Source organism: Halomicrococcus pelagicus, from assembly GCF_050954125.1.
The window spans coordinates 110,427-133,605 of record NZ_JBPBWC010000001.1 but is presented as its reverse complement, the minus strand read 5'-3'; the positions used below and the strand labels follow the sequence as shown (position 1 = coordinate 133,605).

Genomic DNA, 23,179 nt, shown 5'->3' with positions numbered 1-23,179 from the left:
AAAAGGCCGTCCATAGCCGGTTTCGCGGGGCGCTCCACCGGACGAGCGCTCGACCGAGAACCCGTCGGCCGACCCGTCAGAGATGACAACCATCTGTCGGACATCCTTTTGTCGGCCTGTCACCTCTTGGCAGAGAAGATGACGCCGCCGGACGAAGTTGGACTCAGGGTGACGCTGGACATCTGGCACCCGGACTGCTGGACGCTTCAGGTGACCGAGCGTGCGCCCGGCGGACTGCTCGGCCACGGCGTTCACAGCATCGAGGGACTGGCGACGGGACGGTTCACCGCCTACGGCGACTCTACGGAGACGGTGGACGCGCTCGTCGATGCCATCGGCGACTCGCCGCTCACGGACTCGGTCTGGGAGACGGAGCATCCCCACGCGAGCGACGCCGACGCGACGGCGTTCGGCAGCGCGACGCGCGGGATCGTCGTCCGGTACGACCTGAAGAACAGCATCAACGACGCGCTCGTCTCGCGGGGGTTCATCCCCGACGAACCGGTCAGGATGCACGGCGGCCGGGAGTACTGGACCGTCATCGTCGACGCGACGCGCGAGGAGGTCGACGAGCGCGTCGCCGCCGTCGAGGAGGAGATGGACGCCGACGTGCGCGTGCGCCACGTCGCGACGGCCGAGACCGGGGCCGGCATCCTCCGCACGGACGACCTCTCGGAGCGCCAGCGCGAGGCGTTCGAACTCGCGCGTCGACGGGGGTACTACGAGTGGCCCCGCGAGTTGACCGCCGCCGACCTCGCAGAGGAACTCGGCGTCTCGAAGGCCACCCTGCTGGAACATCTGCGCAAGGCCGAGGCGAAACTGCTGGGGTGACGCCTCACTCGACCCGTTCGCGCGCGGCGGCGACGACGAGCGGGAGCGTGATGGTCGCGTCGGCGTACACCGAGACGTTCCGGGCGGCCTTCTCCAGTTTCCCCCACGAGCGCGCCTCGTCCAGGGTCGCGCCGGAGAGTCCGCCGGTCTGGGGTGGGTCCATCGTCAACTGGACGGCGTAGTCGTAGGCGTCCGGGGAGACGAGCATCGTCTGGAGGACGTAGTTCTTGGGGACGCCGCCGCCGACGACCATCGCGCCCGCCTCGTCCGCGTCGAACGCCTGGTCGGTGATGGTCGTCATGTCCGCCAGCGCGTCGAGCGTGAACTCCGAGGTCTGGGAGTACATCCACGCCTGCAACCCGAGCACCGAATCCTGCACGGCGGGGCAGTAGACCGGCACGTCGTTCTCGTAGGCCGCGGCGGCGATGCCGGGACCCTCGTCGACGCCCTCGCGGTCGTTGACCGCGGCGTTCGCCCGGCCGAGTTCCTCGGTGAGCCGCCGGATGCTCACCGCTCCCTCAGCTTCGAGCGGGGGGAACACCTCCTCGCGGAGGTGGCCCTCGAACAGCGCGAAGTGCTCCTGGGGCAGGTAGACGTTGTAGATGCGGTCGACCTCCTCGTCGCGAAGCCGTTCGTCGTGTTCGCGCATCGACGTCCCGGACCGTTCGTCGTGGCCGCGTTGGTCCGACTCGTCCGAGTGCGAGCAGGGCGGGCCCGCCCGTCCGTGGTGGTGTTTCCCGCCGATGGCCTCGATGGCGTCGTGGGTGAGGTTCGCGCCGGTCGTCACCAGCGCGTCGACGTGGCCGTCCCGGATGAGGTCGGCGACGATGCGTCGCATCCCGGTGGGGACCATCGCACCCGCCAGACCGAAGAAGTTCGTCACGTCCTCGTCCAGCATCTCGGCGTACACGTCGACCGCTTCGTGGACGGTGGCCGCTCCGACGCCCGCCGCGCCGTACTCCTCGGCGAGTTCGCCGACCGTCATCCCGGCGCGGGCCTCGGCGTGGGCGACCGGGTCGTGTTCGAACTCCTCGCGGTGAACGTGGTCGTCGTCGCTCATGTACCCTCCTTGCGGACCCTACCTGCTTCAACGTCGCGATTACCGGACGACTCCGTCGAGCTCGTCGACCGGAGCGACGGTCGTCGGCCCGCGTCGAACGGGGTCACGACGGCTCCGTACGTGTCGCTACGCGACGTGACCTCGTCGGAAGAACTGTGTTGCCGACTACCCAGCGGGCGCGCGTGGCGTCGGGTCAGTCGCCAGCGGCGCTTCGATTGGCCGCAACCTGACGGTTCGGCCATCGGGGCCGGTCGGCGACGGCCCGTGTCCGGCGAGAGCCGGGACGTGACCCGGTTGTCCCGGCGGCCCTCTCGAGCCGTGGAGACCCGCCGGACACACGATTCGATTCTCGACGGCCCGCGTTTTAATACCTCCCATTTCGAGCGAAATCGTCCGGCGATGGTGTCAGAACGAGGAAACGACGGCGGTCAGAGTCCGGTCGGCGCGTCGACGAACGTCGTCGCCAGCCCCCACTCGTCGGCGAGCGCGCGGAGCGACCGCACGCCGAACGTCTCCGTCGCGTAGTGACCCGCGAGGAAGACGTTCACGCCCGCTTCGCGGGCCTCGTGGTACGCCTTCTGCTTTCCCTCGCCGGTCACGAGCGCGTCCGCGCCCGCAGCGGCCGCCTCGTCGAGCCAGTCGATGCCGCTGCCGGTGACGATGGCCACGTCCTCGACGCGCTCGGGGCCGAAGTCGAGCACCTGTACGTCCCGGCCGCCCGTGTCGAGTTCCGCGTCGAGCGTCGCCCGGAGGTCGTCGCGGTCCCACTCGCCGCGCCCGCGCTGACCGACGTGTTCGGGTCCCATGCGCCCGAACGCCTCGCGGTTGTCCAGGTCCAGCAGGTCGGCGATGCCGGCGGCGTTGCCCAGTTCCGGGTGTGCGTCGAGCGGCAGGTGGGAGACGTACAGCGCCACGTCGTTCTCGACGAGCGCGGCGACGCGGTCGTGGGTGCGGCCCGTCACGCGCTCGAAGCCGCCCCACGAGAGGCCGTGGTGGACGACCAGCGCGTCGGCGTCGCGGTCGGCCGCCTCCTCGATGGTCTGGGCGGCCGCGTCGACGGCGAACGCCACTGTCTCCACCTCCTTTTCGTCCGGCCCGACCTGGAGTCCGTTCGCGCTCGCGTCCACGTCGGCGAAGTCCTCGGTCCGCAGGCGCTCGTCGTAGCGTTCGGTGAGTTCGGCGAGGTCCATACAGTCCGTTGGTCGCGCGACCGGCTTGTATCTCCCGAACGACGGGACCGGCGGGAATCGTCGGGACCGAGCGGTCGCGCCTACGCACGGAACGCGGCCCACCGCAGCGCGTCGTCGAACTTCACGGCCGACTCGTACCGGTCGCCGGGGTCGTCGGCCATCGCGGTGGCGAGCACGTCGTCCAGTTCCGGCGGAAGCGAGGGGTCGCGGTCGCTCGGCGGCGTCCACTCGTCGTCGGTGCCGGCGGACGGCGCTTCCCCCGTGAGGGCGTAGTAGGCGGTCGCCGCGAGGCGGTACTGGTCGGTCTTCGCGTCGGCGTCGTCGCCCGCGACCTGCTCCGGCGCGGCGTACGCCGACGCGTCGTGCCGCTCCAGCGCGGCCGCGAGTTCCCAGTCCCCTACCACCGCGTCAGTCGGGTCGTCGAACAGGACCGTTGTGGGCGAGAGTCCGCCGTGGACGACGCCGTCGCCGTGCGCCCGGTGGACGGCCACGTTCGCGGCCGAGACGGCGTCGACGCGCTCGGCGACCCGGACGTCGCCGGCGTCCGCGAGCGAGCGTCGGAAACAGGGCGTCCGGACCCACGGCTCCGGGTCGTCGCCCCGGTCGAGAACGGTGAGGACGCCGGGGCGGTCGTCCATCGCCGCCCAGCGCTCGACCGCCGCGCGGAAGGCGTCCGCCCGGTCGGGGTCGGTCAGGTGCGTCTCGGCGACGACGCGAGGGCCGTCCCCGGTCCGCTCGCGCACCCGGTACGTCTCGGTCGCCGGCCCCGTGCGGAGCCGTTCGAGCGTGCCGTACTCCGGGTCGGAATCGTCCGGGTCGACGACTCCCCCGGCCGTTCGGTCGGCGGCGTCGAGTCGACGGTACGCGGCGAGCACGCCGGCACCGCCGAGGACGCCCGCGAGCGCCATGCCGGGACCCGAACCGAGGAACTCGCTCGCGTCGTCCATCGCGGCGGCGAGCAGCGAGCGCTGGCGCTCGATGGCGTACAGGCTCCCGTCGTTGGCCCCGGCGAAGACGAGTTCGTCGGTCGCCTCCGACCACACCATCTCCCGGGACGCCCGCTCTCGTTCGTCCACGGGCCGGTCCGTCGTCGTCTCCGCCGCGGACGGCACGAACCGCCACTGCCGGTCGCCGCTCCGAGCGTCGAGGGCGTACGCCCCGCTGCCGACACCAACGTAGACGCTGCCGCCCATCGCCTCGCCCCAGAGCGGGTTCATCGTCCCGTCCTTCTCGAACGACCACTGCTCGTCGCCGTTCGCCGCGTCGACCGCGTAGAGCGACCCCTCGCGAGTCGGCGCGTACACCGTCCCGTCGGCGACGTGCGGCGAGAGACCCGCCATCACCCTCCCGGTCTGCGTCTCGAACCGCCACTTCTCGTCGCCGCTCGCGACGTCGACGGCGTACAACCTCGCTCCCCAGACGTACATCGTCCCGTCGTGAACCGTGCCGGGGAACCAGTGCCCGTCGGACCGCACGTCGAGTTCCCATCGCCGAGTGCCGTTCGCGACGCCGAGCGCGACCACGCCGCGCTCCCCCCAGACGAGGACGCGCTCGCCGTCGGTCGCGACCGGCCGCCAGTTGCTTCCCGACAGGGTCTCGCGCCACCGCTCGGTCCCGTCACTGCGGTCGACGGCGACGACCGACCCGCGGTCGGACAGGAACAGCGACTCGTCCGTGTGAATCGGGAACGGGGAGAGCACCGAGGTGAACAGGTGCTCGACGCCGTCGAACGTCCATCGCCGCTCGCCGGACCTCGGGTCGTACGCGACGAGCGACTGGTCCCAGGAGACGTACAGCTCGCCGTCGACGAGTCGCGGGCCGCTTTCGGCCGTCCTGTCCTGACTCTTCTTCCACTCCACCTGACCGCTCTCGCCGTCGAACGCGTACAGCGTCGAGACCGCCTGGTCGTCGTTGCGTTCGATACCGACGGCGTACACGAGGCCGTCGCCCGTCTCGTGGAACGACGCGTGGTCGCCGAACGTCCGGTTCCACTTCTCGTCGCCGCTCTCGACGTCGAAGGCGTGCAGCGACGCGCGCCAGTCCGAATCACCCGACGGATTCGACGGGTCCGACCGGGTGACGGCGTAGGCGGTGTCGCCGTCGACGGTCACCGGATAGACGAAGTCGACGTCCGACGGGTCGAACGTCCACCGCACGGAGGGCGCGTCCTGCGATACCGTGGTCGGCGAACTCGTGGTCGCAGCGCCGCGACCGGTCGCACCGAGCGCGGCGGCGGTGAGGAGGCCGCGTCGGGAGAGCGAACTGCCAGTCGGGGAACCCATATCAGTACGATTTCAGAGTAATTATTTATATTTACTCACGCGAGAACGTCGGGCCGGCTACCGACCCAGCGACTCGGACATGCGCTCGGGGAAGCCGCGAACGAGGTCCATCAGGTGTCGGACGATTCCGCGGTCCTCGGTGTCACCCCGGAGGTACGACCGCGTGCGCTGGCTGACCATCTCCACGCTCACGACGAGCAGGAAGATGACGATGATGGTCGCCATCATGTTCGTGTACGCGAACAGCCCCTGCTGGGTCTGAAGGATGCTCCCGAGACCGCCGGCGCCGATGAGACCCATCGTCACCGCGATGCGGACGTTGATCTCCAGGATGTACATCGTCCACGCGATGAACGGCGTGAACACCTGGCTGAGCATCCCGAACACGATGGTCTGGACCCGGTTCGCACCGGTGCTCTCGATGGCCTCGATGGGACCGTCCTCGACCTCTTCGAGCGCGTCGGTGAACAGTCGACCGAGATTGCCGACGGTGTCGGTCCCGATGGCCAGCGTCGCCGTGAACGGCGAGAGACCGCCGAGCGGGATGTAGATGAGCGCCCAGACGAGCGCGGGGATGGACCGGATGGTACTCATCGTCCCCCGGAAGATGAAGTTGAACGGGAACGGCGTCACGCGTTCGCTGCCGAGCACGCCGAACAGCAGCGCCCCGGGGATACCGAGCACCGTGCCGGCGAACCCGATGGAGAACGTGGTGATGGCGGCGTCGACGAACGTCGACCCGTTCTTCGGTTGCTCGACGGTGATGAACTGCCAGTACGCCCCGAAGTCGACGAACGGGACGCCGTTGTACGTCGTCGTCGGGACGAACTCGCCGAGCGCCTCCCTGAACGCGGGCCAGTACTTCACCAGTTCGGCGATGGAGAAGCCGACCTGGCCGAGCGTGAACGAGAACAGGTAGCCGAACAGCGCGACCCCGACGAGCCAGAACAGGCGACTCACCGTCTTCGACCGTTTGAGCTCCGTGAGGCGGTGTTCGACCTCGTCCGTGCCGGCGTAACCGATGCCGAAGTACGCCCGGAGTCGCTCGACGAGCCCTCGTTCGGCGCTCATGCGTTCGCCTCCTGGTTTCGGATGGCGTCCGTCTGGATGTCGCCGTAGATGGTGTCGATGACGTCGATGGAGAGGTCGTCCTTGTACCCGTCGAACACGGCTCGACCCTCCTTCATGCCGATGAACCGTTCGCCGAACTCGCGGGCGAGGTTGACCTGGTGGAGGCTGGCGAGCGTGGTGAGGTCGCGTTCGTCCGCCGCGTCGCGGATGTACCCCATCACGGACTCGGCGCTCGCCGGGTCGAGGCTGGCGACCGGCTCGTCGGCGAGCAACAGCGTCGGCTTCTGGACGAGCGCTCGCGCGATGCCGACCCGTTGCTGCTGGCCGCCGCTCATGTTGCTCGTCTGCTGGTGGGCCTCCGCGAGGAGGCCGACCGTGTCGAGCGCGCGGAGCGCCTCGAGTTTGTCCTCGCGATCGTTCCACTGGAAGACGCTGCGGAGGAACGACGTTCGATTCAGCGACCCCGTCAGCGCGTTGGCGTACGCGCTCAACTGGCCGATGATGTAGTGCTGCTGGAAGATCATCGCGACGTCGTCGCGCGGTCCCCGGATCTCCTCGCCGTCGATCTCGACGGTGCCGCTCGTCGGCTGTGTCAGTCCATTCAGACAGCGGAGAAGGGTGGACTTCCCGGCCCCCGACTCGCCGAGGATGACGACGAACTCCCCGTCCGGTATCTCGAACGAGACGTCTTCCAGCGCCTGTACGTCTCCGTACGATTTGCTCAGATTCTCTACTGTTATAGTGCTCATTGTTCGTATCGGTGGTCGCCGAGCCGCCTCGCCGCGGTCCGTACTCCCCTACAGAATTACACTGTTAAAACGACACGAAAGATTTCGGACGGTTAGTTGCCGAACTCCAGACCGAGATTCTCCTTGACCTTCCGAACCGGCTCGTAGTCACTGGCGTCGCCCTTCTCGAGGCCGGTGAACCAGAGTTCTTCCTCGGCCTCGCTGCGCTTGAAGTCTTCCTTCTTGGCGTCGAGCAACGCCTGCTCGACGTCGCTGCGCTTGGACGAACTCCAGTTCGAGCGCGCGAGGATGGGAGCGCGCGGAATCGGCTGGGACGCCTTCAGCAGGTCGAGTTTCGGGTCCTCGGTGCCCGCGTCGTCGAAGCCGGCCGCGATGTCTTTCACGCGCTGCGGGAACTGGTCTTTCGGCACGTTGCCCATCGTCGCGAACGCGCCGGTGCCGGCGGCGGCGACGTCCGGGCGGTTTATCATGGCCTTCTTCGCGTTGTCGTGGTTGCTCCAGATACCCTCGAAGTCCTTCGGCTCGCCCTCGGGGGCCTGGCCGATGTCGAGACCGGCCTGCTTGAGCATGTACAGCGGGAACAGCGAACCGCTGGTCGACACCCTGTCCGCGAACGCGACCGTCTCGCCGTTCAGGTCCGAGAGGTCGCCGATGGAACTGTCCGCCGGGGTCGTGAGCAGCGAGAAGTACTTCGCTGCACCGAAGGCGACGCAGATGCCGATGACGTCGGTGACTCCCTTGTCGGCACCGACGACGGCGAGCGTGGGCGAGGCGTCGGCGATGTCTGCCCGGCCCGATTTCAGCGCCTGGAAGACGGCCGGGTAGTTCGCCGCCTTCCTCGCGTTCACCGTGACGCCCGCCGCCTCCTCGATGTGCTTGATTACGCCGGCGTACTGCTTCTTGACGTTCACGCTGGACTCGGCGGGCGTGAGGATGAAGTTGACCGTGCCGTCGGAGCCGCTCTTCGTCGTCGTCCCGGTGCCCGTCCCCGGACTGTCGTTCGTCGTGTCGGTGGTCGTTCCATCCGAACTACCGTCGTTCGAAGTACAGCCTGCCAGTCCCAGTGCACCCGCTGCGCCCGCGGACTTCAGGAAGGTACGTCGGTTGACCATTCTGAATCATGTTGTCCGTTCGCCACTTACCCGATAAATATTCCTATTCTTATTATATAGATATTCTTAGATTTTTACGGGCTGACGTCCTTAGAGTCGATAATACGACCCATAGAGGACCTCTAGAGCCACATATAACCTGACGATACAGTTTCATTTACTTTTTGTTTATATTCAAATATAGGTAGGGAGACGGACACGATGGACGCGACGAATGCGATAAACGAGGGCAGGGAGCGGACGGTCGAACGATGAAGCGATGGACGACCGTTCGAAGCGTCCTTCGAACGCCTGCGCTGGTCGAGGACCGCCCCGGGACTGCTGCCGGAACGGAAAGGGACTTGCCTGCAGGGACACTTCGTTCATACATGAGCGCCAGTTCTCAGCGACGGGCGGCCGAGAGCGCGTCGGTCGTCGTCGTCGACTACGGGCTCGGGAACCTCCGGAGCGTCTCGCGCGGCCTCGAACGCGCGGGAGCGGACGTCGAGATATCGGACGACCCGGACGCGTTCGATGCCGCGGACGGCGTCGTCCTGCCGGGCGTCGGCGCGTTCCGCGAGGGCGTCGAGAACGCGGGGCCGTACCGTGACGCTCTCGTCGACGCCGCCGAGCGCGGGACGCCGGTGTTCGGCATCTGCCTCGGGATGCAGATGCTATTGACGTCGAGCGAGGAGTCCGAACGAACCGGGGAGGGCGACGTCCGCGGACTCGACCTGATTCCGGGGACGAACTGCCGATTCTCCGGTGGAAAGAAGGTGCCGCACATGGGCTGGAACCGGCTCTCGGTGGAACGCGACCATCCCATCGTCGACGGCGTGGACGATGGGTACGCCTACTTCGTCCACTCCTACTACGCGGTCCCCGAGGACGACGACGCGGTCGTGGCGACGACCGACTACGAGGGGACCTTCCCCGCGGTCGTCGCGAACGAGACCGGCAACGTGTTCGGAACGCAGTTCCACCCCGAGAAGAGCGGCGAGACAGGCCTGCAGATACTCCGCAACTTCACAGACGTCTGCCGGGAGCGGTAGGGTCGTCCGGGGCGACGCCTACAGGAAATCGCGCACGTCGGAGTACCACATGTCGTGGTGGTCCATCTCGTCGACGCGCCGGGCGATCTCGTACGCGAGGACGTGCCAGCACAGCGACTCGGGGTCGTCCGGGTCGATGTTGTACTCGCTGTCCTTGCAGGTACAGCCGTCCTCGACGACGTACTCGTCCTCGTAGCCGACGACGACGACGAAGTCCCGGTACTCCTTGACCCGCCGTTCGGTGACCGCCTCGATGGCTCGTCGACCCCGGGTGCCGTGGACCGCGAGGAGGCGTTCCGTGGCGTCGGGCGTCAGTTCTCCGTCGTCTTCCAGGGCCGCCTGCCACTCCTCGACGGCGTTCACGCTGGAACCTCCTCGTGGCGTTCGCGGGCGTGACGCTGGGAGAGCACCGGGAGCACGACCGGGCCGTTCGAACGGATGCGACATACGCGTTCCGGTCGCCGCATCGCGGTTCGGGTCGTCCGGGGGGCGGGCGACCGTCGAGGGACGCCTCGACAGTCGCACGGCGACGCCCGCACGGAGACGGAATCCCATCCCTTTTCGCACCGGACCGTCGAATCTCGACCATGAACGTCCGCGAGGGAGGAGTCGAAGTCGAGGTCCCCGAACAGAGGGGCGAGGGCATCGGCGACGAGGTGTTCTTCAATCCCGTCCAGGAACTGAACCGGGACGTGACCGTCGCGGTGCTCCGGGCCTACGAGGACCGCGAACCGCGCGCGGAGACGTATCTCGACGCGATGGCCGCCTCCGGCGTTCGCGGCGTGCGGGCCGCGGCCGAGGGCTGGGACGTCACCTGCGCCGACATCGACGACGACGCCGTCGAACTGTGTCGGGAGAACCTCGCTCGCAACGACCTCGACGGCGAGGTCGTCCACAGGAACGCCAACGGCCTCATGCACGAGTCCGTCTTCGACGTGGTCGATATCGACCCCTTCGGGACGCCGGTGCCGTTCGCCGACGCCGCGTTCGCCAACACCCGCGACCTGGTCTGCGTCACCGCGACCGACACCGCACCCCTCTGCGGCGCACACTTCCACAGCGGCGTCCGGAAGTACGGGGCCGTCCCGCGCAACACCGACTACCACGCCGAGATGGGCGTGCGAATCCTGCTGTCGGCGATGGCCAGGACCGCGGCGCGCTACGATGTCGGCGTCGCACCCCTGCTCACCCACGCGACGAACCACTACGTCCGGACGTACCTCGAACTCGACCACAGCGCGACCGACGCGAACGCCGCCGTCGACGAACTCGGCCACGTCTACCACTGCGAGGACTGCCTCCACCGCGAGTACGACCGGGGCCTGATAGCGAACCCGCCAGCGTCGTGTCCGGCCTGCGAGAGCGACCGCCTGGTCACCGCCGGTCCCGTGTGGCTCGGCCCGGCCCACGACGCCGACTTCGTCGCGAGCGTCCGCGAGGCGGTCACCGACGACATGGGAACGGCGAAGCGCGCGCGGAAACTGCTGACGACGCTGGAGGCCGAACTCCACGAACCGACCCACTACGACCAGCACCGCCTCTGCAAGGAGTGGACCCGGGAGGCGTCCGGCATGGACGAGTTCCTGGAGCGACTCCGGGACGCCGGCTTCGACGCGTCGCGGACCCACTACGGCGGGACGACGTTCAAGACGCCCGCCACCGTGGCGGAGATTCGGGAAGCGACCGGTCCGGAGTAGCGAGGGAGTCGGCCACGCCGTCGGCGAACGGTCGTGCGCCGGGACCACTTGCGACCGCGGAGCGACGCGGACGCCCCTCCTCGCGACCTCCGTCACGGCGTCCCCCGCCGGACGGTCCGTTTCGTCCGGTGGTACGTTCTGCCGGAGCGAGAAGCGGAGAGTGTGACCGGTACCGTGTGCGGCAGTGAGTCGGTTGTGAACGTCCCGCACGGCGGAGCCGAAACCGGAGCGGGCGTCTACCGGCGTCGGGTCGGTCCTCGCGTCGTCGTAGGGTACGACGGTTCGCTGCCTCTACCGGCGAGAGGCGACAATAGATGCGGAGAGGCGGGCTTCCAAAGGCGTGCTCGCCGTGCGAGTGGACGTGAGCCATCACCGCCGAGACATCGACGCACCAGGGGAACGCAACGGGAGGGAAGGCCAGTGAACACGGTCGAGGAGTGGAAACAGAACAAACACCCGCTCGACGTCGTCGAGGACGTCCGTCGGTACGCCGAGGATGACCTCTCGTTCGACGAGATAGAGGAGCGAGCGGGCGACGGCGAGTGGGAGCGTCTCAAGTGGGCGGGGATGTACACCCAGAAACAGCGGGGGTACTTCATGGTCCGGACGAAGGTGCCAGGCGGCCGCCTGACGCCGGCGCAGGCCGAGACGGTCGGCGAGGTAGCCGACGACCTGGCGCGAGCGCCCGAGGAGCACGGCGGCGACGCACAGAACCCGCTGTTCGGGGACGCGTACCTGGACATCACCACTCGCCAGGACGTCCAGATGCACTGGATCGAACTGGAGGACGTCCCCGAACTCTGGCGGCGCTACGACGACGTGGGTCTCACCACCGTCCAGGGGTGTGGCGACTCGGCGCGGAACGTGCTCGGGTGTCCCGCCGCGGGCCTGACGGACCACGACTGCTTCGACGCCCAGCCCATAGTGGACGCCGTCTCGGAGTTCTTCACCGAGAACCGCGAGTACGCCAACCTCCCGCGGAAGTTCAAGATGACCATCACGGGGTGTCGCCACGACTGCGCCCAGTCGCAGATCAACGACGTTGGCATGACGCCGGCGAAGAAGGAGATCGGCGACGAGTGGTACTACGGGTTCCACGCCCGCGTCGGCGGCGGCCTCTCCGACGGCCCGCGGATGGCGTCCGACCTCGACGTGTTCGCCCGCCCGGAGGACGCCGTCGAGTTCACCCGCGCGGTCGCCCAGACGTTCAAGGAACTCGGCGACCGCAACAACCGGGGCGTCTGCCGGATGCGCTACCTCGTCGAGCAGATGGGGGCCGACGCGTTCGAGGAGGCGGTCCGCGACCGGTGCGAGGTCGACCTCCTGTCGCGGGGAACCGACCTCACCGAGGGGTACGTCGGCGACCACGTCGGCGTCCACGACCAGAAGCAGGACGGTCTCCAGTACGTCGGCTTCAACGTGGTCTCCGGGCGCATCGGCGGCGACGAGTTCGCGGAGGCCGCGCGGGCCGCGCGGGAGTACGGCACCGAGGACAGCACCGTCCGCCTCGCGACGGACCAGAACTTCCTCGTCACGCACGTTCCGGAGGAGAACGTCGAGGACCTGGTGAACGAGGCGTTCGCCGCCGACTACCAGCCGGACCCCGGACCGTTCGCCCGCGGCGCCGTCGGCTGCACGGGCAGCGAGTTCTGCAACTACGGCATCATCGAGACCAAGAACCGCACCAAGCGGTGGGCGCGCGAACTCGACGAGCGCATCGACACGCCCGACGACCTCGACGTCGTGCGGATGCACATGAGCGGCTGCTCGGCGTCGTGCGCCCAGCCCCAGATAGCCGACATCGGCTTCCGCGGCGAGACGGTCGCGGTGCTCGGCGACGACGAGGCGAAAGCGCGCGTCGACGACGAGGGGACGGAGCGGTTCGAGTCGGAGGTCGACGAGCCGGTCGACGGAGCGGGCGACGACAGCATCGTCGAGGGCATGGACGTCGGCCTCGGTGGGAGCCTCGGCGCGGACAACGCCTTCATCGACTGGATCGAGACGGCGGTGCCGGCCGACGCGGTCATCCCTGCGCTCGAACGCCTGTTCGAGTCGTACGCGGAGGAACGCCGCGACGGCGAGCGGTTCTACGGCTGGAGCCGCCGCACGGACGGCGACCGCCTGCGCTCTATCATGCAGCAGGCCGACGCCGACGTCTCGGGAGGTGTCGCGGTCGATGACTGACCGCGACCCCCGTCGGACCGACGACGACGGCGGCGAACCGCTGCCGGGCGTCCCCGAGTACGAGAGCGGAGACGAAGACGTCGTGCCGTCGGTCGCCGACCGGCCGGAACAGGGCGGGTCGAGGGACGACCGGAGACCCTTCGAGTACCGCCGGGCCGACGCGTCCGACGAGCGCCCCGCGGACGGTGCGCGCAGCGAGACCGGCCGTTCCGACGCGAGCGACGCCTGCGGTTGCGGGAGCTGCGGCTGCGGGGGCGAGTCCGACGCAGAGTCGAGCGGTTCGACGGCCGTCGCGGACGGCGGCGCGACGCCGGCGAACGTCGACGGCGAGGGGAACCTCCGCGACGTCGAGTTCACTGCGCCCGCGGAGGGCAAGAGCCAGGACTTAGAGAACGGCGACGCGCCCGACGAGCGCGTGGGCGTTCCCGAGGACGTCACGCTCGACACGCCGGAGTACGGCATCCGCAGCGAGATGAACGACATCGACGCGCCGGACGACAAGACGTGGTTCATGGAACTGGACGACGCGGTCATCGACGAGGACCGCTGCATCCAGTGCGGCACCTGCGTCGCGGCGTGTCCCTCGGACTCCATCGGCATCGGCGACGACGGCCTGCCGAAGCTGGTGAAGATGTGCACCGGCTGCTCGCTCTGCTGGGACTTCTGTCCCCGCGGCGGCATGCGCTACGAGCGCCAGTGGAAGATAACCGGCGGCGACGACAACGTGAGCGGTGCGGGCGACCCCATCACCGAGTACTCGGCGCAGGTCCGGGACGACTGGCGCGAGAGCGCCCAGGACGGCGGCGTGGTGACGGCCGTCCTGAGCAGCCTGCTGGAGGCCGGCGAGATAGACGGCGCGCTCGTCGCCATGGAGTCCGACGACGAACCGTGGAAGGCAGAGAGCTTCCTCGCGACCACCCACGAGGAACTGGTCGCGAACGCCGGCAGCTTCTACAACCAGACGATGGCGCTCGGCAACCTCGACCTCGGCCGGTGGGAGCACAAGCTCCCCGACGAGGACCTCAGCCTCGCGCTCGTGGGGACGCCCTGCGAGATAGAGGGCATCCGAGCGCTCCAGGACTTCGAGTGGGACTACCAGTCCCACGAGACCGGCGTCCGCGCGGTCGATTACACCATCGCGCTGATGTGCACCAAGAACTTCAATCACCAGCGCCTCTTCGGCGACCAGCTGGAAGAGAACCACGGCATCCCGCCCGAGGACATCGAGCGCCTCGACGTGGTGGACGGCCGCCTGACCGTCCAGGGCCGCGACGGCGACGTCCTGCTCGACGAGGACATCCGGGAGTTCCACGACGCCGCCCTCAAGGGCTGTGATGAGTGCGCCGACTTCACGGGCTACGCCGCCGACCTCACCGTCGGGTCGGTCGGAAGCTCCGACGGGTTCTCGTCCATCATCGTGCGGACCGAGACCGGGGAGGAGGCGTGGGACCACGCCGAACCCGCGCTCGACTACCACGACCTCGAAGACCGGAGCGCCGTCGGCGGCCTCCAGAGCTGGGACAAGAGCCGGGCGTTCGAGGCGCTCGAACGCCCCTTCGACCCGGACGCGCCGCGGTTCATCGACTACACGGACCACGTCGAGAACTACGGCACGACGCTCAATCCGCACGAGGAGGACCACTGAGGCGGTTCGGTCACGCGTCGCGCCACTCGTCGGCGGCGCGCGCGGCAAGGCGGGCGACCCGGAGCGGTTCCGGCCGGCCGCCCTCCGGTGTGAACGCCCGGACCACGTCGCCGGCCTCGCGCTCGTCCATGCCGACCGAGCGGACGAAGACGGTCTGGTCGTTGACGGCGAGTTCGCGGCGCGGCGGCTGGTCGCGGTAGACGTCGCGGCGGCGGGCGAGTTCCTCGCCGGAGAACTCGGCGTCGAGGGCGTCCTCCAGGCCGTCGCTCTCCTCGAAGGTGACGGAGACGACCGGACGCTCGACGGCCGCCTGAATCCGGTTGAGGTCGAGAACGTTGTACCACGACAGCGCCATCCCCGCGAGGAGGACGTAACGCACGTCCTCGCGGTCGAGGCGGGCGACGAGGTCGACGACGGCGTCGGTGGCGTCGGTGCCACCCACCGTACAGGAACCGAAAACGAATCCGTCGACGACCCGGCTGGCGCGGGTCACCGCACCGGCGAGCGTGCTGGCGTCGCCGCGGTACGACTCCGCGACGCCGAGCGCACGGACGCCGGATTTCACGTCACTCCTCGTCTTTGATGTCCGAGAGCCGGTCGATCAGTTCGTCGTTAGACGCTCCGATCTCGAAGTCGACGCTCCCGTCGTGGTCGTGTTCGGTGGTGTTCACGCCACTGTCGTCGTTCAAGTCGGCGTCGTACTCCTGGTTGTCTTGTTCGGATTCGTCGTAGCTCCCGAAGCCCATACTGATTGTCACTACTCGCTTCGGCTACTAAAATCGCACGCCGCCCGTCAGGACTTTGCCAGTTGCGCCGTAACCGGCCAGCATGCGAGTCTACAACGTCACCGCCGACGCCGAGACGTTCACCTGCAACGCCTATCTCGCGCTCGGCGACCGGACCGTTCTCGTGGACGCGGGAGCGATGGACGGGGTCGTGGAGGCGGTCCGGGAACGCACGGACGACCTCGACGCGGTCGTGCTCACCCACCAGCACGGCGACCACGTCGAACGACTGGACGCCGTCCTCGACGCGTTCGACGCCGACCTCGCGGCGTACGCCGACCACCCCCGACGAACCCGCGAACTGGCCGACGGCGACGTCGTCGACATCGGCGACGAGACGTTCGAAGCCGTCCACACGCCGGGCCACGCCGACGACCACCTCGCGTTCGTCGGCGACGCGACCATCTTCAGCGGCGACGTGGTCGTCCACGACGACGGCGCGTTCGACGACGGGAGTTTCGGCCGCACCGACATGCCGGGACAGTCCCGCGAGCGACTCATCGAGAGCCTCCGCGAGATACTGGACCGCCTCCCCGACGGCGTCGAGAACATGTACGCCGGCCACGGCGGCGAGTTCCACGGGGACGTGCGCGAGGTGATAGAACAGGCGCTGGAGCGCGCCGAGCGACGCGAACCGAAGTATCCGGACGAGTAGCGGCGTCGCACGCCACGAAACTTTTTCGTATCAGTTATCGTACTACTGGGTATGCCCGGTCCCGTCTTCCTGGAAGGCGACGGCATCGAACTCAGGACGGTCGAGGAGGAGGACCTGGAGTTCCTCCAGGCGACCATCAACGACCCGGCCGTCCGGGAGTATCTCGGCAGTCGACCGCCGATAAACGGTCGGCAAGAGCGAGAGTGGTACGAGGAGCGATGTTCGAACGATGACCACACGAACCTGCTCGTCTGCCGGGACGGCGAACCGATGGGGTCCGTCGGTCTCCACCCGAAGGACCAGACGGAGGCCAGCGCCGAGATCGGCATCTTCCTCGCCGAGCGGTACTGGGGCGAGGGGTACGGCACCGAGGCGAGCAGGCTCGTCACCGACTACGCGTTCCGCGAGCGCCGCCACCACCGCGTGATGGCCCGCGTCTTCGAGGGCAACGCGGGGTCGGCGCGCATCTGGGAGAAACTCGGCTTCCGCCACGAGGGGCGGTTCCGGGAGGCCGAGTTCCTCGACGGCGAGTACGTCGACGTCGACTACTACGCAATCCTCGAAGACGAGTGGTTCGACGGGGAGCGGTAGCCAGCGGTGGACGCGCCGCTCGTGGCGGGTCGGCGTCGAGGAGAATCGGTCGGCGGTTACGCGCTGCGCGACTCCGTGCTCTTCGGGCGGAGGTTGCCGTAGCCGCACTTGCGACACTGGTCGGCTCGCTGGGGGTTCCGCGCGTTACACCGCATGCAGATCATCTTCTTGAGCATCCGTTCTTCCGCGGGGTCGAAGCTAGCCATACCGTCGATTTCGTCCGACCGCGTTTAAACGTTTCCGAGTCGCTCTCACCGGCCGGCGTCGAGATACTCCTGCTGGACGGCGACCACCTCGGAGGAGTCCTCGCAGTCGGCGTACCGCCGCAGCGGTTCGGCGTTGAGTTCGAGGAAGGTCTCCCCCCACGTGAACTTCCCGAGGATATCCTCGGCCTGCTCGCGCTCGCCGAGGATGGAGAGCGCCGCGGCGAACGCCTCGACGGTCGTCAGCCGGAACGGCTTGCCGTAGTTGACGGGGTTGGCGGCGACGAGGAACGGGAGCGCCCGGTGGACGCCGGGCATCTCGAACAGGGCCGCCTCCGCGGTCTCCCACGAACAGTCGAGCGCGACGAGGCGGTCGCTCTCGGCGCGGTCGGCCGGCGACAGCGCCTGCTCGGCGTGGGGGTTGAGCACGACCCCGTACGGCGTCGCCCGGGTCGTGCGATGGAGTTCCGCCATCTCGAACCGGGCGAGCTTTCGCGCCGTGCACTTGTCGGGGTCGTCGTCGCCCTCGTAGCGCACGTGGAGGTTCACGCTCTCCCGTAGGAGCGAGTCGGTGAAAAGCGTCCGGAAAGGAGTCGAACGCGCCGCGCGGGACCCGCCCGGGGCCGAGTTCCGCGAGACGCCATCCTCAAGGACGACCCCTGCGTCGTCTCGGGCATGGACGCCGAGACCGTCGTTCGGGGGTACTATCGAGCCATCGACGACCACGACTACGAGGCGTTCGCCGACCTGCTGGCTCCGGCGGTGGTCCACCACCGTCCCGACCGGACAATCGAGGGCCGGGAGACGCTCGTGACGTTCATGCGCGACGAGCGCCCGGACGCGGAGACCAGCCACGAGGTGGACCGGGTGTTCGCGGACGCGACGCCGGGGGACGGAGACGCGACGGTGGCGGTCCGGGGGCGACTCCGCGACGCGACGGGCGAACGATTGTTCGCGTTCGTGGACGTGTTCTCGGTCGCTGACGCACGGATAGCGGAGATAGAGACGTTCACGCGGTAGGCGGCCGGGGTGCCACGAGAGAAAAACGGTTATCCCGACGGGCGAGAGACTGGGGGTATGTTCGACAAGTCCACCTGGATTCGCCTGCCCCGGAACGTGGTGGTGGGTCACGGCGTCCTCTCGGAGACGGTGGACGCCGTCAGCGAACTGCATCTCGACGGGCGACCGCTGGTCGTCACGAGTCCGACGCCGCGCGAGGTGGCGGCCGAGCGCGTCGCCGAGGGCTTCGAGGACGCCGGCACCGACACCGAGACCATCGTCGTCGACGAGGCGAGCTTCGACGCCGTGACGCGGGTCATCGACGCCGCCCGGGAGGCGGACGCCGGCTTCCTCGTCGGCGTCGGCGGCGGGAAGGCCATCGACATCGCGAAAATGGCCAGCGACGAACTCGACGTGGGGTTCGTCTCCGTCCCGACCGCGGCGAGCCACGACGGCATCGTCAGCGGACGCGGCTCGGTCCCCGACGAGGGGACCCGCCACAGCGTCGCCGCCGAACCGCCGCTCGCGGTGGTCGCCGACACCGAGATCCTGGCCGACGCGCCGTGGCGACTCACCACCGCGGGCTGTGCGGACATCATCAGCAACTACACCGCCGTCAAGGACTGGCGGCTCGCCCAGCGCCTGCAGAACGTCGAGTACTCCGAGTACGGCGCCGCGCTCGCGGAGATGACCGCCGAGATGCTGGTCGACAACGCGGACTCTATCAAGCCCGGCCTGGAGGAGTCGGCGTGGGTCGTCGTGAAGGCCCTCGTGTCCTCCGGCGTCGCCATGTCCATCGCCGGCTCCTCGCGTCCCGCCAGCGGCGCGGAACATCTCTTCTCCCACCAGCTCGACCGCATCGCGCCGGGCGCGGCGCTGCACGGCCACCAGGTCGGCGTCGGCTCCATCGTCACCGAGTACCTCCACGGCGGCGACTGGCGCGGCATCCGGGACGCGCTGGCGACCATCGGCGCGCCGACGACGGCGGAGGAACTCGGCATCGACGACGCCACCGTCATCGAGGCGCTGACGACCGCCCACGAGATACGCGACCGCTACACGATACTGGGGAACGGCATGAACGAGGCGGCGGCCGTCGAGGCGGCCGAGACCACGGGCGTCATCTGACGGTCCGACCCCGAATCAGTCGTCGCGGACTTCTGTTCGGCCGATTCACTGTCGGGTGTGACACGTCCGTAGACGGGGAACCGCTTACCTCCGTTCGCCACTCGCTACCGCTTCGCTCGCGACGGGCCAGCGACGCGGTCGGGGCGGAGAAATCGAACGGAGTGGGGCGAAAGCGCCCGCCGGCTCAGCTCAGGTCGACGCTCCGGAATCGCAGGTAGCCGAGCACCACCGGGACGACGAGCCAGGCGAGCAGGATGACGAACAGGAACCAGCTGTCGAGGTAGAACGGAACCTCGCCGAGGACGGCCTCGAACTGGGTCGTGGCGTTCTCGTTGATGAGCAGGGTCGAGAGCGTGGAGTAGGCGTTCTTCGGGTTGAGCACCTGCACGAGGAAGAACCACGGCGGCAGTTCGCCCGTCGGCAGTCCGCCTTCGACGACGTAGTAGACGCCGAGCGGGACGAAGTCCCAGATGAGCTGGAAGACGAAGAACAGGCCTATCGCGCCCGCCATCGCCCGCGACCGGGTCGCTGCCAGCGACGAGAAGCCGATGGCGATGCCGACGAAGGCGGTGGCGAACAGCAGCGTCAGCACGCCGAGTACGGCGAAATCGACCACCGGGACGGTCCCGTAGTTCACCAGCAGGACGGCCGCGCCGGCGACGAAGGCGACGAGGGTCGCCACGCCGACGACGACGGCCCGTCCGACGAGTTTGCCGAAGACGACGTCGCCGCGCGTGTGGGGCAGGCCGAGCAGCAGCTTGATGCTTCCCGACTCGCGTTCGCCCGCGATGGCGAGGTAGGCGACGACGAGCGCCGCGAGCGGGATTATCAGGCTCGCGGGCGTGCCGAGCCAGTTGATGGCGTCGGCGGCGCTCGGGTTGCTGTTCATGGCGTCGTAGGCGTACATTCCGCCGGCCGTCGTCAGCACGAACAGGACGGTGATGGCCCACAGCATCTTCGAGCGAGCCGCGTCTTCGAAGTCCTTGCGCGCGACGACCGCCCAGCTCATGCCGACACCTCCTCGCCGGTCCGGACGTCGTTCGACCCGGACGTGTAGGCGGTGAAGAGGTCCTCCAGCGAGGACTCCTTCGTGGTGATGTCGGTCACGGTCGCGCCGGTCTCCTCGACGCGGTTGATGACCTTGGCCTTCGCGTTCGAGGCGGTGTACGTGACGGTGAGGACGCTACCGTCGGTGGTCGCGTCGGTGACGCCGTTGACGTCGCGGACGGCGGCGACCGCGGACTCGTCGAGCGGCGGGTCGACCGTGAGTTCCATCGTCGCACCCGTGCCGACGGACTCGCGCAGTCCGTCGATGGTGTCGACGGCGACGAGTTCGCCGTCGCTCATGATGCCGACGCGGTCGCAGACGGCCTCGACCTGCGAGAGGATGTGGCTGGAGAAGAACACGGCCGTGCCCGAGTCGGCTTCGGTCCGGATGATGTCGCGCATCTCCCGGACGCCGTTCGGGTCGAGACCGTTGGAGGGTTCGTCGAGGATGAGCAGGTCGGGGTCGCCGACGAGCGCCATTCCGAGCGTGACGCGCTGGCGCATCCCTGTGGAGTAGTCGCCCGCGGGTCGTTCGGCGTCGTCGCAGTCGAGGCCGACGCGGTCGAGGAGGGCGTCGACGTCGTCGTCGCTCCCCTTGGAGTCGATGGCGAACTGGACGTGTTTGCGCCCCGAGAGCCGGTCGTAGAGGTCGAACGTGTCCGGCAGGATGCCGATGCGCTGGTGGATCGCCTGCGTCTCCTCCTGTGCGTCGGCCCCGAGGACCGTGGCAGTGCCCTGGGTTGGTCTGACGTAGTCCAGCAACATGTTGATGGTCGTGGACTTGCCCGAACCGTTCGGACCGAGGAAGCCGAAGATTTCGCCCTCTTCGACCTGGAGGTCAAGGTCGCGAACCGCGACCACGTCGCCGAACCGCTTCGTGAGACCGTTCGTCTGGATGGCGGCCATGTCGGTTGATTGAACGGAACGTAGTTAAAAGTACGCTGTCATGTATGGGCATACCACCGTTTCGTCCCCTCTATCGTGCAAATTCGCCGGGATATTCCTGCGGCGCTGGAACGCTGAAAGGTCGACGGAATCCTCTCCGGGGTCGGCGCGCTCGAAGGAACGGTCGCGAACGGAGACGAGTCACGCCGCGAGCGCGACCGTTTCTGGAGGTGGAGCGGTCCCGGCAGTCCGAGCAGCGGGGACGACCCCGGGAGTGTGAACCGACGAGGGGAGGAGACGCGGGGGTTCAGTACGGCAGGATGCGGAACCCGTTCGGGAGCGCGTACCCGAGTATCAGGAAGAGGAGGGCGGAGATGGTCGCACAGATGACGGCGTAGGGAATCTGGGTGCGGACGTGGACGAGGTGGTCGCTACCGCTGGTCGAGGACGCGAGGACGGTGGTGTCGCTGATGGGCGAACTGTGGTCGCCGAAGATGCCGCCCGAGAAGACCGCGCCCATCACGAGGGGAAGGTTCGCGCCCGTCGAGAACGCCACCGGGATGGCGATGGGGAACATGATGCCGTAGGTCGCCCAGGAACTCCCGTCGGAGAAGCTGACGGCGCTGGTGACGAGGAACAGCGAGAGGGGGACGACGGCGGCCGGGACGCCCGAGAACCAGTCTGTGACGAACGCCGAGATGCCGAGCGTCGTCACGGAGTTCTGGATGGCGGTGGCGAACATGAGGATGACCGCCGCGAGCAGGATGCCCTTGAACCCACGCATCATCGCGTCGGTGGCGTCCTCGTTGCTCGGGATGTCGCCCCGGAGGCGGTAGAGGACGAACGCGACCACCAGGCCCGCGGTCGAGGCGAGGCCGAGGCGGATGCCGCCGATGTCGAACGCCCACTTGCCGCCCGCCGGGAGCATGAACTCGTACCCGCCGAGCGAGAACAGCGTCGTCATCTGAGGTGCGGAGACGACGGGGCTCGGGCGCCAGAACATCGCGCCGAGGCCGACCAGTATCATGGTGGCGATGGGGATGGCGAAGTTGCGCCAGTCGGGGTCCGCCGTCTCGGACATCTCGTACTGGTCCATCTCGCGGGATATCATGGGGTCGTCGTTCTCGCCGACGACGCCGCCGCCGTTGCGCGCCCGCTCCTCCTCGTGCTTCATGCCGAAGATGTTCGGGAACACCTGCCAGGCGACGAGGCCGGCGAGGACGAGCGCCGTCCACGAGTAGAAGCCGAACGCGAGGCTGTTGAAGAACAGCGGCCATATCTGGGCGGTGGCGGCGGCCGGGCCGTCACCGGTCTGGGTGACGTAGTTCCCCATGTCGGCGGGGAGGCTTCCGCTCGTCGCGGCCTGTTCGATACCGCTGCCGATGAAGCCGATGAGCGCGACGCCCCACGTCGAGTAGAAGGCGAGTCGCGCGGCGGGCGACCCGGCCGAGTCGACGTAGTAGGCCAGTTTCGCCCGCGAGACGTCGTACTTGTCGGTCAGCGGGCGCATCATCGAGCCGACCACGAGGCAGTTGAAGTAGTCGTCGATGTGGACGGCGATGCCGGCGAGGAACGCGGCCTTCTCGGCGTCGGCCGCCGAGTCAGCCCGCTCGGTCAGTGCTTCGAGAACGCCCTGTATCGCCCCCGCCCGTATCATCAACCCTATCATGCCGCCAATGGCGAAGATAGCCATGAGGACGTTCTTGACGTACCAGGTCGAGGAGAAGAGGGGCGCGGTGGCGATGAGTTCTGGAACGTGCTTCACCCCGAACACCGCGCCGAGCGCCGGTCCCAGCGCGCCGCCGCCCATGTCCGGGGGGACGCCGACGGTCTCCGGCCTGAACGCGCCGTAGACGACGCCGGCGCTGGCGACGCCGACGAACAGACCGATTATCGCGTCCCGGGTGTACCACGCGAGACTGATGGCGAGCAGTGCCGGGAGTAGCGACCACGGACCCGTAGTTATCTCTTCGAGAGCCATACCCCCCTTTGCCAACCCCGGCGATAAATGAGTTATGGTGGTTGCAGAAGAGA

The 23,179-nt window shown here is 68.3% G+C and carries 23 protein-coding genes; 9 read left to right on the top strand and 14 right to left on the bottom strand.

Annotated elements, in window-relative coordinates; all coding sequences use genetic code 11:
- The first annotated feature begins 138 nt into the window (after positions 1–138).
- Entirely contained in the window at positions 139–831 is a 693-nt protein-coding gene (locus tag ACRYA2_RS00745) for a helix-turn-helix domain-containing protein (RefSeq protein ID WP_433623267.1), read from the top strand.
- A 4-nt stretch (positions 832–835) separates the two neighbouring features.
- Here ACRYA2_RS00745 and ACRYA2_RS00740 read toward each other — a convergent pair whose 3' ends face one another.
- The 6 genes from ACRYA2_RS00740 to ACRYA2_RS00715 all read right to left on the bottom strand — a co-directional run bounded on the left by ACRYA2_RS00740 (position 836) and on the right by ACRYA2_RS00715 (position 8,295).
- On the bottom strand, positions 836–1,891 hold the full coding sequence (locus ACRYA2_RS00740; protein ID WP_433623265.1) for a deoxyhypusine synthase: 1,056 nt from the start codon (positions 1,889–1,891) through the stop codon (positions 836–838).
- Between the two features lie 428 nt (positions 1,892–2,319).
- A complete protein-coding gene (locus tag ACRYA2_RS00735; RefSeq protein ID WP_433623263.1) occupies positions 2,320–3,081 on the bottom strand; it encodes a Nif3-like dinuclear metal center hexameric protein in 762 nt (253 codons plus the stop codon).
- Between the two features lie 80 nt (positions 3,082–3,161).
- Entirely contained in the window at positions 3,162–5,363 is a 2,202-nt protein-coding gene (locus tag ACRYA2_RS00730; RefSeq protein WP_433623261.1) for an outer membrane protein assembly factor BamB family protein, read from the bottom strand.
- Between the two features lie 57 nt (positions 5,364–5,420).
- Positions 5,421–6,434, bottom strand: coding sequence for a phosphonate ABC transporter, permease protein PhnE (gene phnE, locus ACRYA2_RS00725; protein WP_433623259.1), 1,014 nt, complete (start codon positions 6,432–6,434; stop codon positions 5,421–5,423).
- Positions 6,431–7,183 carry a phosphonate ABC transporter ATP-binding protein gene (gene phnC / locus ACRYA2_RS00720; RefSeq protein ID WP_433623257.1) on the bottom strand — a complete coding sequence of 251 codons (753 nt, stop codon included), beginning with the start codon at positions 7,181–7,183 and terminating at the stop codon, positions 6,431–6,433. Before phnC ends, phnE begins: the two co-directional genes overlap by 4 nt.
- Positions 7,184–7,275: 92 nt before the next feature.
- Complete coding sequence (locus tag ACRYA2_RS00715) at positions 7,276–8,295, bottom strand: PhnD/SsuA/transferrin family substrate-binding protein (protein ID WP_433623255.1); 1,020 nt, start codon at positions 8,293–8,295, stop codon at positions 7,276–7,278.
- A 368-nt stretch (positions 8,296–8,663) separates the two neighbouring features.
- Here ACRYA2_RS00715 and hisH point away from each other — a divergent pair, with 368 nt between their 5' ends.
- Positions 8,664–9,326 carry an imidazole glycerol phosphate synthase subunit HisH gene (gene hisH, locus ACRYA2_RS00710; RefSeq protein WP_433623254.1) on the top strand — a complete coding sequence of 221 codons (663 nt, stop codon included), beginning with the start codon at positions 8,664–8,666 and terminating at the stop codon, positions 9,324–9,326.
- Between the two features lie 18 nt (positions 9,327–9,344).
- Here hisH and ACRYA2_RS00705 read toward each other — a convergent pair whose 3' ends face one another.
- Complete coding sequence (locus ACRYA2_RS00705; protein ID WP_433623252.1) at positions 9,345–9,689, bottom strand: hypothetical protein; 345 nt, start codon at positions 9,687–9,689, stop codon at positions 9,345–9,347.
- A 224-nt stretch (positions 9,690–9,913) separates the two neighbouring features.
- Between ACRYA2_RS00705 and ACRYA2_RS00700 the strand changes: the two genes are divergently transcribed.
- From ACRYA2_RS00700 to ACRYA2_RS00690, 3 genes are all read left to right on the top strand, one after another.
- Entirely contained in the window at positions 9,914–11,023 is a 1,110-nt protein-coding gene (locus ACRYA2_RS00700; protein WP_433623250.1) for a tRNA (guanine(26)-N(2))-dimethyltransferase, read from the top strand.
- Between the two features lie 420 nt (positions 11,024–11,443).
- Positions 11,444–13,207, top strand: coding sequence for a nitrite/sulfite reductase (locus tag ACRYA2_RS00695; RefSeq protein WP_433623248.1), 1,764 nt, complete (start codon positions 11,444–11,446; stop codon positions 13,205–13,207).
- A complete protein-coding gene (locus tag ACRYA2_RS00690; RefSeq protein ID WP_433623246.1) occupies positions 13,200–14,852 on the top strand; it encodes a Coenzyme F420 hydrogenase/dehydrogenase, beta subunit C-terminal domain in 1,653 nt (550 codons plus the stop codon). The genes ACRYA2_RS00695 and ACRYA2_RS00690 overlap by 8 nt, the downstream gene beginning before the upstream one ends.
- A gap of 10 nt (positions 14,853–14,862) precedes the next feature.
- Here ACRYA2_RS00690 and ACRYA2_RS00685 read toward each other — a convergent pair whose 3' ends face one another.
- Together ACRYA2_RS00685 and ACRYA2_RS00680 are read right to left on the bottom strand one after the other, a co-directional pair.
- On the bottom strand, positions 14,863–15,417 hold the full coding sequence (locus ACRYA2_RS00685) for an endonuclease dU (RefSeq protein WP_433623244.1): 555 nt from the start codon (positions 15,415–15,417) through the stop codon (positions 14,863–14,865).
- A 1-nt stretch (position 15,418) separates the two neighbouring features.
- The gene (locus ACRYA2_RS00680; RefSeq protein WP_113275178.1) at positions 15,419–15,598 is read right to left on the bottom strand and encodes a DUF5786 family protein; all 180 of its coding nucleotides are present in this window, start codon (positions 15,596–15,598) and stop codon (positions 15,419–15,421) included.
- An 82-nt stretch (positions 15,599–15,680) separates the two neighbouring features.
- Here ACRYA2_RS00680 and ACRYA2_RS00675 point away from each other — a divergent pair, with 82 nt between their 5' ends.
- Positions 15,681–16,292 (top strand): MBL fold metallo-hydrolase, encoded by a 612-nt coding sequence (locus ACRYA2_RS00675; protein ID WP_433623242.1) that lies wholly within the window; start codon positions 15,681–15,683, stop codon positions 16,290–16,292.
- 51 nt (positions 16,293–16,343) lie between these two features.
- Positions 16,344–16,883 (top strand): GNAT family N-acetyltransferase, encoded by a 540-nt coding sequence (locus ACRYA2_RS00670; protein WP_433623240.1) that lies wholly within the window; start codon positions 16,344–16,346, stop codon positions 16,881–16,883.
- Between the two features lie 56 nt (positions 16,884–16,939).
- Here ACRYA2_RS00670 and ACRYA2_RS00665 read toward each other — a convergent pair whose 3' ends face one another.
- Together ACRYA2_RS00665 and ACRYA2_RS00660 are read right to left on the bottom strand one after the other, a co-directional pair.
- On the bottom strand, positions 16,940–17,089 hold the full coding sequence (locus tag ACRYA2_RS00665) for a 50S ribosomal protein L40e (RefSeq protein ID WP_113275175.1): 150 nt from the start codon (positions 17,087–17,089) through the stop codon (positions 16,940–16,942).
- A 45-nt stretch (positions 17,090–17,134) separates the two neighbouring features.
- On the bottom strand, positions 17,135–17,635 hold the full coding sequence (locus tag ACRYA2_RS00660; RefSeq protein ID WP_433623237.1) for a DUF367 family protein: 501 nt from the start codon (positions 17,633–17,635) through the stop codon (positions 17,135–17,137).
- A 126-nt stretch (positions 17,636–17,761) separates the two neighbouring features.
- Between ACRYA2_RS00660 and ACRYA2_RS00655 the strand changes: the two genes are divergently transcribed.
- Positions 17,762–18,106: a nuclear transport factor 2 family protein gene (locus tag ACRYA2_RS00655; protein WP_433623235.1), complete on the top strand. Its 345-nt coding sequence runs from the start codon at positions 17,762–17,764 to the stop codon at positions 18,104–18,106.
- Positions 18,107–18,163: 57 nt separating this feature from the next.
- Complete coding sequence (locus ACRYA2_RS00650) at positions 18,164–19,213, top strand: NAD(P)-dependent glycerol-1-phosphate dehydrogenase (RefSeq protein ID WP_433623233.1); 1,050 nt, start codon at positions 18,164–18,166, stop codon at positions 19,211–19,213.
- Between the two features lie 184 nt (positions 19,214–19,397).
- Here the strand turns inward: ACRYA2_RS00650 and ACRYA2_RS00645 are convergent, their stop codons facing one another.
- From ACRYA2_RS00645 to ACRYA2_RS00635, 3 genes are all read right to left on the bottom strand, one after another.
- On the bottom strand, positions 19,398–20,222 hold the full coding sequence (locus tag ACRYA2_RS00645) for an ABC transporter permease (protein WP_433623231.1): 825 nt from the start codon (positions 20,220–20,222) through the stop codon (positions 19,398–19,400).
- Positions 20,219–21,166 carry an ATP-binding cassette domain-containing protein gene (locus ACRYA2_RS00640; RefSeq protein WP_433623229.1) on the bottom strand — a complete coding sequence of 316 codons (948 nt, stop codon included), beginning with the start codon at positions 21,164–21,166 and terminating at the stop codon, positions 20,219–20,221. The genes ACRYA2_RS00645 and ACRYA2_RS00640 overlap by 4 nt, the downstream gene beginning before the upstream one ends.
- A gap of 286 nt (positions 21,167–21,452) precedes the next feature.
- Positions 21,453–23,126 (bottom strand): Na+/H+ antiporter NhaC family protein, encoded by a 1,674-nt coding sequence (locus ACRYA2_RS00635; protein ID WP_433623227.1) that lies wholly within the window; start codon positions 23,124–23,126, stop codon positions 21,453–21,455.
- Between the last annotated feature and the right edge of the window lie 53 nt (positions 23,127–23,179).

Excerpts from the sequence above, each read along its gene's own strand:
- ACRYA2_RS00635 (WP_433623227.1), bottom strand. The coding sequence starts at position 23,126 with ATGGCTCTCGAAGAGATAACTACGGGTCCGTGGTCGCTACTCCCGGCA.
- phnE (WP_433623259.1), bottom strand. The coding sequence starts at position 6,434 with ATGAGCGCCGAACGAGGGCTCGTCGAGCGACTCCGGGCGTACTTCGGC.
- ACRYA2_RS00680 (WP_113275178.1), bottom strand. The coding sequence starts at position 15,598 with ATGGGCTTCGGGAGCTACGACGAATCCGAACAAGACAACCAGGAGTAC.
- ACRYA2_RS00640 (WP_433623229.1), bottom strand. The coding sequence starts at position 21,166 with ATGGCCGCCATCCAGACGAACGGTCTCACGAAGCGGTTCGGCGACGTG.
- ACRYA2_RS00645 (WP_433623231.1), bottom strand. The coding sequence starts at position 20,222 with ATGAGCTGGGCGGTCGTCGCGCGCAAGGACTTCGAAGACGCGGCTCGC.
- hisH (WP_433623254.1), top strand. The coding sequence starts at position 8,664 with ATGAGCGCCAGTTCTCAGCGACGGGCGGCCGAGAGCGCGTCGGTCGTC.
- ACRYA2_RS00655 (WP_433623235.1), top strand. The coding sequence starts at position 17,762 with ATGGACGCCGAGACCGTCGTTCGGGGGTACTATCGAGCCATCGACGAC.
- ACRYA2_RS00700 (WP_433623250.1), top strand. The coding sequence starts at position 9,914 with ATGAACGTCCGCGAGGGAGGAGTCGAAGTCGAGGTCCCCGAACAGAGG.
- ACRYA2_RS00670 (WP_433623240.1), top strand. The coding sequence starts at position 16,344 with ATGCCCGGTCCCGTCTTCCTGGAAGGCGACGGCATCGAACTCAGGACG.
- ACRYA2_RS00715 (WP_433623255.1), bottom strand. The coding sequence starts at position 8,295 with ATGGTCAACCGACGTACCTTCCTGAAGTCCGCGGGCGCAGCGGGTGCA.
- ACRYA2_RS00690 (WP_433623246.1), top strand. The coding sequence starts at position 13,200 with ATGACTGACCGCGACCCCCGTCGGACCGACGACGACGGCGGCGAACCG.
- ACRYA2_RS00745 (WP_433623267.1), top strand. The coding sequence starts at position 139 with ATGACGCCGCCGGACGAAGTTGGACTCAGGGTGACGCTGGACATCTGG.
- ACRYA2_RS00740 (WP_433623265.1), bottom strand. The coding sequence starts at position 1,891 with ATGAGCGACGACGACCACGTTCACCGCGAGGAGTTCGAACACGACCCG.
- ACRYA2_RS00650 (WP_433623233.1), top strand. The coding sequence starts at position 18,164 with ATGTTCGACAAGTCCACCTGGATTCGCCTGCCCCGGAACGTGGTGGTG.
- ACRYA2_RS00735 (WP_433623263.1), bottom strand. The coding sequence starts at position 3,081 with ATGGACCTCGCCGAACTCACCGAACGCTACGACGAGCGCCTGCGGACC.
- ACRYA2_RS00665 (WP_113275175.1), bottom strand. The coding sequence starts at position 17,089 with ATGGCTAGCTTCGACCCCGCGGAAGAACGGATGCTCAAGAAGATGATC.
- ACRYA2_RS00730 (WP_433623261.1), bottom strand. The coding sequence starts at position 5,363 with ATGGGTTCCCCGACTGGCAGTTCGCTCTCCCGACGCGGCCTCCTCACC.
- ACRYA2_RS00675 (WP_433623242.1), top strand. The coding sequence starts at position 15,681 with ATGCGAGTCTACAACGTCACCGCCGACGCCGAGACGTTCACCTGCAAC.
- phnC (WP_433623257.1), bottom strand. The coding sequence starts at position 7,183 with ATGAGCACTATAACAGTAGAGAATCTGAGCAAATCGTACGGAGACGTA.